Source organism: Flavobacterium sp. (genome assembly GCF_049318325.1).
Taxonomy (GTDB): Bacteria; Bacteroidota; Bacteroidia; order Flavobacteriales; family Flavobacteriaceae; genus Flavobacterium.
Genome location: NZ_JBMOGQ010000072.1, coordinates 1 through 11273, shown reverse-complemented (window position 1 = coordinate 11273; position 11273 = coordinate 1). Strand labels below are relative to the sequence as shown.

Genomic DNA, 11273 nt, shown 5'->3' with positions numbered 1-11273 from the left:
ATACCACATTCGTTTCCCAGAAAAAGTAAAAAATAGAGATCACTTTGAAGCAGAGCCTTTTGAAAAAGTAAAGCACTTAGTAGCAAAACAACAAATATAATATAAAAGTCAGAAGTTGGAAGTTGGAAGTATGAAGTGGAAACGCTTAACTCAAAACTTTTAATCTTTTAAACAAATAGATAATGAAAGTAACCATAGACGGTCAAGAAATTGAAGTTGAAGCAGGAACAACCATCCTGCAAGCGGCTCGTATGATTGGTGGAGAATCTGTTCCGCCAGCCATGTGTTATTATTCTAAACTAAAAGGTACCGGCGGAAAATGCCGTTGTTGTTTAGTAGACGTTACCAAAGGAAGCGAAGCCGACCCAAGACCAATGCCAAAATTAATGGCATCTTGTGTTACCGGTTGTCAGGACGGAATGGAAGTAACTAGCAAATCTTCTGAACGCGTTCGCGATGCTAGAAATGCTGTAACCGAATTCCTTTTAATCAATCACCCTTTAGATTGTCCTGTTTGTGATCAGGCAGGCGAATGTGATTTGCAAAATTTAAGCTTCGAACACGGTAAATTGCAACAGCGTTTTATTGAAGACAAAAGAACTTTTGAACCAGAAAATATTGGCGACAAAATTCAATTGCACATGAACCGTTGCATTGTTTGTCAACGTTGTGTAGAAGTCGCTGACCAATTAACTGACGGAAGGGTTCATGGCGTTTTAAATCGTGGTGATCATTCTCAGATTTCGACTTGTGTTTCGGCAGCCATTGACAATGAATTCTCTGGAAATATGATTGATGTTTGTCCAGTTGGTGCTTTAACTGATAAAACTTTCCGATTTAAATCGAGAGTTTGGTTTAACAAACCATTTAATGCCCATAGAGATTGTGATAAATGTTGCGGAAAAACTACGGTTTGGATGTTCGGTAACGAAATTCAAAGAGTAACTGCCCGTAAAGATGAGTTTCATGAAGTGGAAGAATTTATTTGTAATACTTGTCGTTTCGACAAAAAAGACATAGCTGATTGGGTAATTGAAGGACCGAGAAAATTCGAAAAAGATTCAGTTATCAATCAGAATAAACATTTTGGTAAATTAGATTCAGTAGTTATTGAAACCGAAAAAGGAATTTTGCAAGGAAGAGATATCGACCGCAAAAAAATCAGTATGGCCGAGATAGATTACAACGAGAAAATAGACGGTAACCCAGTAAATTCAAAGAAAAATGGATAGTGCCTTTATTATAGAAAAAAGCGTTTTGATTGTAGTTGTCTTTGCAATAACGATGGTTATGGCGATGTATTCTACTTGGGCTGAACGTAAAGTTGCAGCATTTTTGCAAGACCGTGTTGGTCCAAATCGGGCTGGTTGGGGCGGATTATTACAACCACTTGCCGATGGAATGAAATTGTTTGCCAAAGAAGAATTTGAACCCGATACTAAAAATAGATTCTTATTTTTTGTTGGACCAGCAATTGCCATGAGTACGGCTTTGATGACTAGTGCCGTAATTCCGTGGGGAGATAAATTGCATATTTTTGGCCGCGATGTTATTTTACAGGCGACCGATATTGATGGTTCGTTACTATACATTTTTGCCATCGTTTCTATTGGCGTTTACGGAATTATGATTGGTGGCTGGGCATCTAACAATAAGTTTTCCCTAATGGGTGCCGTTCGAGCTGCCTCACAAATGGTTTCTTATGAAGTGGCAATGGGATTATCTATTATTGCTTTGATTATGATGACAGGAACCTTGAGCTTAAAAGAAATTTCTATTCAACAAGCCGGAATGAACTGGAATGTTTTCTACCAGCCAGTTGGATTTTTAATCTTCTTGATTTGTGCTTTCGCAGAAACCAACAGAACGCCTTTCGACTTAGCAGAATGTGAATCGGAATTAATTGGTGGTTATCATACCGAATACTCATCGATGAAAATGGGATTCTACTTGTTTGCTGAATACGCTAATATGTTTATCTCATCAACCATTTTAGCAGTACTTTATTTTGGAGGTTATAACTATCCGGGAATGCAATGGATGGTTGACAATGTGGGTGTAAACCCAGCAAACATTTTAGGAATCGGAGTTTTATTTGTTAAAATATGCTGCTTCATTTTCTTCTATATGTGGGTTCGTTGGACAATACCACGTTTCAGATACGATCAATTGATGAATTTAGGCTGGAAGATTTTAATTCCGCTTTCGATCATCAATATAGTAATAACAGGAATTTGCATTCTAGCTTTTAAATAAGATACAGCAATTATGTCAACATCAATACAAAGCATATCGCTTTCCGGAACAAAAAAACAAGTTTCCAATAAGGAAATGACTTTTTGGGAAAGATTATATCTAATAGCCATCATCAAAGGATTGCTTATTACCATCAAACACTTTTTTAGAAAAAAAGCAACCATTCAATATCCTGAACAAGTAAGAGAATTTAGCCCGGTTTATCGTGGACAACATATGTTGAAACGAGACGAACTTGGCAGAGAAAACTGTACTGCTTGTGGCTTATGTGCTTTATCTTGCCCAGCTGAAGCGATCACTATGAAAGCGGAAGAACGCAAACCTGGCGAAGAACATTTGTACCGTGAAGAAAAATATGCTTCGATATATGAAATCAACATGTTACGCTGTATTTTCTGTGGTTTATGTGAAGAGGCTTGTCCAAAAGACGCTATTTATTTGACGATTTCAAAAGAATTAGTTCCTGCAAATTATGACAGAGAAGATTTCATTTTTGGAAAAGACAAATTGGTAATGCCTTTAGAAATGGCAATAAAAAATGCTCAACTTAAAAACGCTAACTAATGTCGTCTATATTAATTACATTCTACTTTTTATCAGCCATTACGTTGGCTTCGGCGTTTTTAACGATTTATAGTAAAAACCCTATTCACAGTGCCATTTATTTGGTGATTTGCTTTTTCACCATTGCGGGTCATTATTTATTATTTAATTCTCAATTCTTAGCGATAGTTCATATTATTGTTTACTCTGGAGCTATTATGGTTCTCTTCTTATTTACGATCATGTTAATGAATTTGAACAAAGAAGACGAAGTACACAAACCACGAATTACAAGACTTGGTGCGGTTACTGTTTGTATTTTAATTAGTGTAGTTTTAGTAACAATTTTCATCAATTCGAACCCAATTGTAGGTGATGAACTCCCAACAACCGAAGATTATCAATCTATAAAAAAATTGGGAACTTTATTATTAAACGAATATATGGTGCCATTTGAATTTGCTTCTATACTATTGTTAGTTGCTATGATTGGAGTTGTTTTATTGTCTAAAAAAGAAAAAACAGAAAAGTAAGATGAATAATGTTATAAATCAAATAGGTATCGAAAACTACATTTTCCTTGCGTCATTGCTATTTTGTATTGGCGTTTTTGGAGTTTTGTACAGAAGAAATGCTATTATCGTATTCATGTCGATCGAAATTATGTTGAATGCCGTAAACTTATTGTTTGTTGCTTTTTCAACTTTTCGTCAGGATGCCGAAGGACAAGTTTTTGTATTCTTCTCGATGGCTGTTGCCGCTGCTGAAGTTGCCGTTGGTTTGGCGATTTTAGTATCTGTATATAGAAATATTGGATCAATTGATATCGCTAATTTAAAGAACTTAAAAGGATAATCTAAAATGGACAAAACTTTAGCTTTAGTATTACTCTTATCTCCATTTGCTGGATTTCTTTTCAATGTTTTCTTTGGGAAAAAAGTAAGCAAAGGAATTTCAGGTGCCATCGGAACGATTACGGTTTTGATTTCTTTCCTATTGAGCATTTGCTTTTTCGCGCAATTAAATCAAAATGGAAAACCTGTTGAAATCTCTTTATTTGATTGGATTTCTGTTCATAATTTCAAATTAGATTTTGGATTGCTGTTAGACCAATTGTCCTTGCTTTGGTTGTTATTCGTTACCGGAATTGGTTCTTTAATTCACTTGTATTCTATCAGCTATATGCACGATGACGAGAATATGCATAAGTTTTTTGCGTATTTAAATTTATTTATATTCTTCATGATTACATTGGTAATCGGAAACAACTTATTGGTAATGTTTATAGGTTGGGAAGGTGTTGGATTGTGCTCGTATTTACTAATCGGATTTTGGTATAAAAACCAATCATACAATGATGCCGCAAAGAAAGCATTTATAATGAACCGTATTGGAGATTTAGGGTTTTTGATTGGGATCTTCATTTTAGGAAGTTTATTTTCAACATTGAATTATGTTGAGATAAAACAAGTACTATTTGCCGGAAATGCAAATACTGCCTTATTAAGTGCTGCAGCCTTATGCCTATTCATTGGTGCTTGTGGAAAATCAGCACAGTTACCGCTTTACACTTGGTTGCCCGATGCGATGGCTGGTCCAACTCCTGTTTCTGCTTTAATCCACGCAGCGACGATGGTAACTGCTGGTATCTTTATGTTAACGCGAATGAATTTCTTGTTTGACTTAACTCCAGATGTTCAAAACATCATAGCCATTGTTGGAGCAGCTACAGCTTTGGTAGCGGCATCAATTGGTTTACTACAAAACGATATCAAAAAAGTATTGGCTTACTCTACCGTTTCTCAATTAGGATTAATGTTTTTAGCATTAGGATTGGGAGCTTATAACGTAGCGGTATTTCACGTAATAACTCATGCCTTCTTCAAAGCGTGTTTATTCTTAGGTTCAGGTTCGGTAATTCATGGATTGCACGGTGAACAAGACATGCGAAAAATGGGTGGTTTGCGCAAAGCGATGCCAATCACTTTCTGGACAATGATGATTTCTACATTAGCCATTGCCGGAATATTTCCATTTGCAGGTTTTTGGTCAAAAGACGAAATATTGTTGGTCGCTTTCGAACATAATAAAGTATTATGGATTGTAGCATCTATCGCTTCTATCATGACCGCTTTCTATATGTTTAGATTAATGTATTTAACGTTCTTCAAAGACTTCAGAGGAACCGAAGAACAAAAGCATCATTTACACGAAAGTCCAAGTCTGATTACAATTCCGTTGGTGATATTAGCCATTTTAGCTTTCATTGGTGGAGCAATTAACTTACCTGGAAGCACTTGGTTAAACCATTTCTTGGAACCAATTTTAAGTGGTAAGCATGAAGAACATACTTTAGGTTCACACGAATATATGTTAATGGGAATTGCTATGGCTGGAGCAGTTTTTGGAATCCTTTGGGCATATTCAAAATACATCAAACAAGCTTTTGTACCAAAAGAAGATGCTGAAATTGTTGGCTTTTCTAAAACGATATACAACAAATATTATATTGACGAATTCTATACTTTTCTAATTGTAAGACCTTTGAACAGTTTGTCTAATTTCTTTAGAACAACTTTAGAACCAGCTTTGGGAAAAGTGGTTTTCAGTTTTGGAACAGTTGCCAATGGCATCGGAATACAAGGCAAAAAATTACAAACCGGTAGTATCGGACTGTATTTATTCGCTTTAGTGATTGGTATTTGCGCCATCATAACTTATTTATTTATAGCAAAATAATTTTTACATAATGGATGTAACTACTATATTATTATTACTGTTGGCTGGTGCTTTAATCACCTATTTTTCCGGAGATAAATTAGCCTCCAAAGTGGCGTTGGTTTTTAGTTTAGGAGCACTGGCTGTTACTTTGAATTTACTAGCAATATTCACTCAAGGTGGAAACGTGAGTTTTATAAGCAATTGGATTGACGTGCCTAAAGTAGCTTTAGCTTTCAAAGCAGACGGACTTTCTTTGGCAATGGTTTTATTGACAACCGCCTTAACTCCACTGATTATCTTTTCATCTTTTGGCAACAAATTCAATAACAGTAAAAACTTCTATGCTTTAGTATTGTTCATGGCGTTTGCAATGACCGGGACCTTCTTAGCAGCTGACGGTTTATTATATTATATCTTCTGGGAATTGGCTTTAATTCCTATTTACTTCATTGCTTTAATTTGGGGTAATGGTGATGCTGAAGAGCGTAAAAAAGCAGTAGTGAAATTCTTTATCTACACATTGGCAGGATCATTATTCATGCTTATTGGCTTTGCTTATTTATATACAAAAGCAAGTAGTTTCCTTTTAGAAGATTTGTACAAATTAGAGCTATCGGATACAGAACAGTATTATATTTTCTTTGCTTTCTTCCTGGCTTATGCTATTAAAATTCCGATTATTCCTTTTCATACTTGGCAGGCAAAAGTATATCAAAAGGCACCAACTGTTGGAACCATGCTTTTATCAGGTATTATGCTAAAAATGGGATTGTACAGCGTCATTCGTTGGCAATTACCAATTGCGCCACAAGCAGCCAAAACCTATATGCCGATACTTATCGGATTGAGTATTGCGGGAGTAATTTATGGTTCAATCGTAGCATTGCGTCAAAAAGATTTGAAGAAATTATTGGCGTATTCATCTTTAGCTCACGTTGGTTTAATCGCCGCTGGTTGTTATACACTAACCATTGACGGATTGAGTGGAGCTGTTTTACAAATGATTGCCCACGGTTTTGTTATTGTTGGCTTATTCTTCGTTGCTGAAATTATCTACAGAAGATACGAAACCAGAACTATATCCGAAATGGGAGGAATCAGAGCACAAACACCAAGATTCACTTCGATGTTTATGATTTTGGTTTTGGCATCCGTTGCATTGCCAGGAACATTCAACTTTGTTGGAGAGTTTACCGTTTTATATAGCTTAGCTCAAATCAATATTTGGTTTGTTATTTTGAGTGGAACGACGATTATTTTGGGTGGTTATTATATGCTGAAGATGTTCCAAAATACGATGTTGGGAGAAACCAATACCAAATTTTTTGCAGATGTTACCACCAATGAAGCAATAACGTTAGTTGTTATCATCGGCTTTTTATTATTCTTCGGATTGTATCCAAAACCTATAGTAGAATTGGTTACGCCGAGTTTAAATGAAATTTTATCAAACATTAATAGATAGTCCAAAAATGAATACATTAATTGCCATATCAGGTTTAGGTGTTTTTTGCCTTATCGCTGAAATCTTTAATTTAAGAAAGCTATTGGTTCCGGTAGCAATTCTTGGACTGTTAGCCATTCTTGGACTTACCATGGCTGAGTTTAATGCGACTGAACTTTACAACAATCCTATCTACAACAACATGATTGTAGTTAGCAAATTTTCGGTGGCCTTCTCTTGTCTGTTTATTGTACTCACGATATTCTTAGTCGCTTTGAGTGGCGATTTTTATAAAGACCATCCAACCAAGATTTCAGATTATATTGCCATCAAAATTTTTCTTTTGGCTGGTGCTGTAGCCATGGTTTCTTTTGGAAACTTAGCCATGTTCTTTCTTGGTATTGAAGTGCTGTCTATATCATTATATGTCTTGGCGGCAAGCAAAAGACTAGATGTAAAAAGTAACGAAGCCGGAATGAAATATTTCCTATTGGGTTCCTTTGCTTCCGGAATTATCTTATTTGGAATTTGCTTGATATATGGAGCCATGACTAGTTTTGATGTAGAGTATATCAAAAATTTATCACGTTCTGCGGAGTTACCAATCTGGTACACTATCGGAATTATATTATTACTTATTGGTATGCTTTTCAAGATTGCTGCTGCACCATTTCACTTTTGGGCTCCCGATGTTTATGAGGGATCACCTTCAATAACAACAGCCACTATGAGTACGTTGGCTAAAGTTGTTGCTATGGCTACCTTATTCAAATTATTAGATGTTTTAAACGCAGATATCGATTATAAATTTCAAATCGTTGTAGTAGTGATTTCCATACTTTCTATGACGGTCGGTAACATTATGGCATTGCGCCAAAAAAACGTAAAACGTATGCTAGCCTTTTCGGGTGTTTCGCATGCCGGATTTATGTTGATGGCGCTACTTAGTATGACGACCGCAGCTTCTACATTATTGTATTATACTGCAGCTTATGCATTAGCTGGTATCGCTTCGTTTGCCGTAATTATTTATGTGACCAAAGACAAAGACAACGAGGATATTATCAACTTTAATGGCTTAGGAAAAACAAATCCATTGTTGGCTGCTGTTTTAACCGCATCACTTTTGTCTATGGCTGGAATTCCTATTTTCTCTGGGTTCTTTGCTAAATTTATATTATTCACCCAAACCATAAAAGCAGGTTATATGGTTGTCGTGATTGCAGCAGTAATCAACTCTATCATAAGTGTGGGCTACTACTTCAAACTGATTTTGGCGATGTACACCAAAGAAGCTTCCGAAGATAGAAAAGTAGTCCCTTTTGTATATTACGCTGTTGCAGTTATTGCTATTTTACTAAATATTGTCATTGGAATTTATCCATCCTTAGTGACCAATTTGCTAAACTAAGAACTGCATTTTTAAAAAATACTAAAATCCATCAAGAGTCATTTTGATGGATTTTTGTTTTATACCTTTTTAAATAAAATCTTATATTTGGGTAACCAAAAACCAAATAAAATATGGAGATATCAAAAAAAGTGTTTGCTGTTCTTAAAAAAGCACCTTATGACATCATTCTTTTCTATATCTTTTCAACTTTAGTGGTTGTCTTTAGTTGGTATTTGAGATTAGACTCTAACAAATCCCTGAGAGAAACACTTATTCCATATACAGGTTGGGAATTTGGCAATGCTTATCAGTTCGGTATTTTTTTTATTCCTCTTTGCCTGTTTTCGTTTGGAGGTAATGTGACAAAGACAATTAATCTTCTTAGATTCTACATCATGATTACCATGTTGATAGAATGCTATAATGGTTATCAAGATTGGCTAAGTATTAACCCTGAAGATTACACTAATCCCAATCCTTATTTACGTTACGATTCTTTAACTCCGGTTTATACCATCTTCACACCACTGTTTTGGATATTACTAATGGCCGGTACATTATCATGGAACTACTTCAAAAGAAAAAAGAAAAATAACCTTAATCCTGAAACAGAATCTTAAAGTCTAGCTAATCCATCAAGAGTCATTTAGATGGGTTTTTTAGTTATCAACAGCTGAAAAAAATAGTCGGCTATTGCGTAAATTTACCTCATGTATGCTTTAGTCGATTGCAATAATTTTTACGCTTCCTGCGAACGTGTTTTTCAGCCTCAATTGGTTGGTAAACCGATTGTTATTTTATCCAATAACGATGGTTGTATTATTTCACGCAGCGACGAAGCAAAAGCTCTGGGTATTTCTATGGGCGCACCCGAGTTTAAAGTACGACAAGAATTAAAAGATAAAAAAATACAAGTCTTTTCTTCCAATTATCCTTTGTATGGCGATATGAGTCAGCGGGTGATGAAAATCTTAGAAGGCTTTACGCCTCATACCGAACCCTACAGCATAGACGAAGCATTTATGAATTTTGATGGAATGCAAATACCTGATTTTCATAACTACGGACTGCAAATGAAAATCCGCATTATGAAATGGCTCGGCATTCCGGTTTCTGTTGGTTTTGCCGAAACTAAAGCGTTATCTAAAGTAGCCAATAAAATTGCTCGCAAGTTTCCAGAAAAAACAAAAGGTGTTTATGTTATTGATACCGAAGAAAAACGAATTAAAGCTTTGAAGTGGACTAAAATTGAAGATGTTTGGGGTATTGGTTTCCGATTGACAAAAAAGATGAAAGCTAAAAACATCAACACCGCGTATGATTTAACATTACCACATAACGAAGTCTTCATCAAAAAGGAAATGGGCGTAGTAGGATTGCGCTTAAAATATGAATTGGAAGGTAAATCGGTTTTGGAATTGGAAGACCCAAAAGATAAAAAAACCATTGCAGTCACCCGAAGTTTTGCCGGAAATATTACCACACTCGACGAAATGAAAGAGCGCGTTTCAACCTTTGCAACGGTTTGTTCCGAGAAACTTCGCAAACAAAAATCGTGTTGCAATACCGTAATACTTTATCTGCGAAAAGACAAGTACAAAACCGAAAGACAGCGTTACAATTTTTATAAAATAGAGACCTTACCTTTTGCCAGTAATTCCTCGATTACTATCAGCAATCTGGCAGTGAAAATGCTTAAGACTATTTTTGAAGAAGGCGAAATCTATAAAAAGGCAGGCGTTATTGTTACCGAAATTATTCCCGAGAACCAAAAGCAATTCCATCTTTTTGAGGAAGAAAATCCGAAGCATCTGAAACTAATGAAAGTGATTGACGATCATTATAAAAAAACAGGCGAACGCAAAATACGATTGGGAAGTCAAGATTTACAACGAACTTGGAAAATGAAGCAAGAGTATTTGTCTAAAAGATATACGACTAACTTTAACGAAATTCTGCAAATACCATGTCGTTAAAAAAGGCCATTTACTTCTTTCACCCTGATTGGGAAAACAACCAAAAGCATCCTTTTATTTCAGGTGGCATTAAGGCAGGATTTCCTTCGCCTGCTGCCGATTTTGACGAAACCAAAATCAGTCTGGACAATGTATTGGTAAAAAACCACGAAGCCACATTCTATGCCAAAGCCTCTGGGAATTCTATGATTGGAGCCGGTATTGATGATGGTGATATTATGGTTATCGATAGAAGTCTCGAGCCACGCGATGGCAAAATAGCCATTTGTTTTGTCGATGGTGAATTTACGGTAAAACGCATTAAAATTAAAAAGGATGGTATTTATCTTATGCCTGAGAACTCAGCTTTTGAACCCATAAAAGTTACCGAAAACAATGAGTTAATCATTTGGGGCATTGTGACGTATGTAATAAAAAGTGTGTGAAATAAAAAAGTCCTATTTGTCATTCAGCCCAACGTCAAATCGGAACATTGCTGCTACTAATCCTAGATGAATAATTAAGACGGTTTTTTGCCACATTGGTCTTTCATCCCATTTTTGTTCTTGATCGAAGGGGTCAAATGCCAACGCTATTCCTAATGAAGCAGTAGCTTGCATATAATCTTTAGAAAAAAATACTTGGAATAAGCCTAAAAGTAAAAATCCAATGTAAAGAAATTTGTTAAAAGGTGTTTTCATAATTATATGAATAAGTTCATAAAAAATAATTAACCATATTAAAATCAAATAATTACAGATTTAATGCAGTTAAGTGGTTTTTGTTGAATTATAATTTATAGTTAATCAATTCAACTACAACTTCATTGCGCCTATTCATAACTTCATACGGAGGGTTATACCCTAAAAAAGTAAATTTATCTATATAATTTAATTATTCTTTGACTAATTCATTAATTAAAATAGACTTATATTTTTCAATTTTTTCATCATCTGCCCAT

The 11273-nt window shown here is 35.4% G+C and carries 12 protein-coding genes; 11 read left to right on the top strand and 1 reads right to left on the bottom strand.

The window, feature by feature from the left end:
- The first annotated feature begins 182 nt into the window (after positions 1–182).
- The 11 genes from ACOYLP_RS07645 to ACOYLP_RS07595 all read left to right on the top strand — a co-directional run bounded on the left by ACOYLP_RS07645 (position 183) and on the right by ACOYLP_RS07595 (position 10758).
- The gene (locus tag ACOYLP_RS07645) at positions 183–1232 is read left to right on the top strand and encodes a 2Fe-2S iron-sulfur cluster-binding protein (RefSeq protein WP_422855589.1); all 1050 of its coding nucleotides are present in this window, start codon (positions 183–185) and stop codon (positions 1230–1232) included.
- Entirely contained in the window at positions 1225–2256 is a 1032-nt protein-coding gene (gene nuoH, locus ACOYLP_RS07640) for an NADH-quinone oxidoreductase subunit NuoH (protein WP_422855588.1), read from the top strand. The genes ACOYLP_RS07645 and nuoH overlap by 8 nt, the downstream gene beginning before the upstream one ends.
- Before the next feature lie 12 nt (positions 2257–2268).
- Positions 2269–2820: a NuoI/complex I 23 kDa subunit family protein gene (locus ACOYLP_RS07635; protein ID WP_422855587.1), complete on the top strand. Its 552-nt coding sequence runs from the start codon at positions 2269–2271 to the stop codon at positions 2818–2820.
- Positions 2820–3332, top strand: coding sequence for an NADH-quinone oxidoreductase subunit J (locus ACOYLP_RS07630; protein ID WP_422855586.1), 513 nt, complete (start codon positions 2820–2822; stop codon positions 3330–3332). Before ACOYLP_RS07635 ends, ACOYLP_RS07630 begins: the two co-directional genes overlap by 1 nt.
- A gap of 1 nt (position 3333) precedes the next feature.
- Positions 3334–3654, top strand: coding sequence for an NADH-quinone oxidoreductase subunit NuoK (gene nuoK, locus ACOYLP_RS07625; RefSeq protein ID WP_422855585.1), 321 nt, complete (start codon positions 3334–3336; stop codon positions 3652–3654).
- 6 nt (positions 3655–3660) lie between these two features.
- Complete coding sequence (gene nuoL / locus ACOYLP_RS07620; RefSeq protein WP_422855584.1) at positions 3661–5538, top strand: NADH-quinone oxidoreductase subunit L; 1878 nt, start codon at positions 3661–3663, stop codon at positions 5536–5538.
- 10 nt (positions 5539–5548) lie between these two features.
- Positions 5549–6985 carry a complex I subunit 4 family protein gene (locus ACOYLP_RS07615; RefSeq protein WP_422855583.1) on the top strand — a complete coding sequence of 479 codons (1437 nt, stop codon included), beginning with the start codon at positions 5549–5551 and terminating at the stop codon, positions 6983–6985.
- A gap of 7 nt (positions 6986–6992) precedes the next feature.
- Complete coding sequence (locus ACOYLP_RS07610) at positions 6993–8375, top strand: NADH-quinone oxidoreductase subunit N (RefSeq protein ID WP_422855582.1); 1383 nt, start codon at positions 6993–6995, stop codon at positions 8373–8375.
- A gap of 113 nt (positions 8376–8488) precedes the next feature.
- Entirely contained in the window at positions 8489–8977 is a 489-nt protein-coding gene (locus ACOYLP_RS07605) for a hypothetical protein (RefSeq protein WP_422855581.1), read from the top strand.
- A 90-nt stretch (positions 8978–9067) separates the two neighbouring features.
- A complete protein-coding gene (locus ACOYLP_RS07600; protein WP_422855580.1) occupies positions 9068–10333 on the top strand; it encodes a Y-family DNA polymerase in 1266 nt (421 codons plus the stop codon).
- Positions 10324–10758, top strand: coding sequence for a LexA family protein (locus tag ACOYLP_RS07595; protein ID WP_422855579.1), 435 nt, complete (start codon positions 10324–10326; stop codon positions 10756–10758). Before ACOYLP_RS07600 ends, ACOYLP_RS07595 begins: the two co-directional genes overlap by 10 nt.
- 12 nt (positions 10759–10770) lie before the next feature.
- Here ACOYLP_RS07595 and ACOYLP_RS07590 read toward each other — a convergent pair whose 3' ends face one another.
- Positions 10771–11013, bottom strand: coding sequence for a hypothetical protein (locus tag ACOYLP_RS07590; protein ID WP_422855578.1), 243 nt, complete (start codon positions 11011–11013; stop codon positions 10771–10773).
- Positions 11014–11273: the final 260 nt, after the last annotated feature.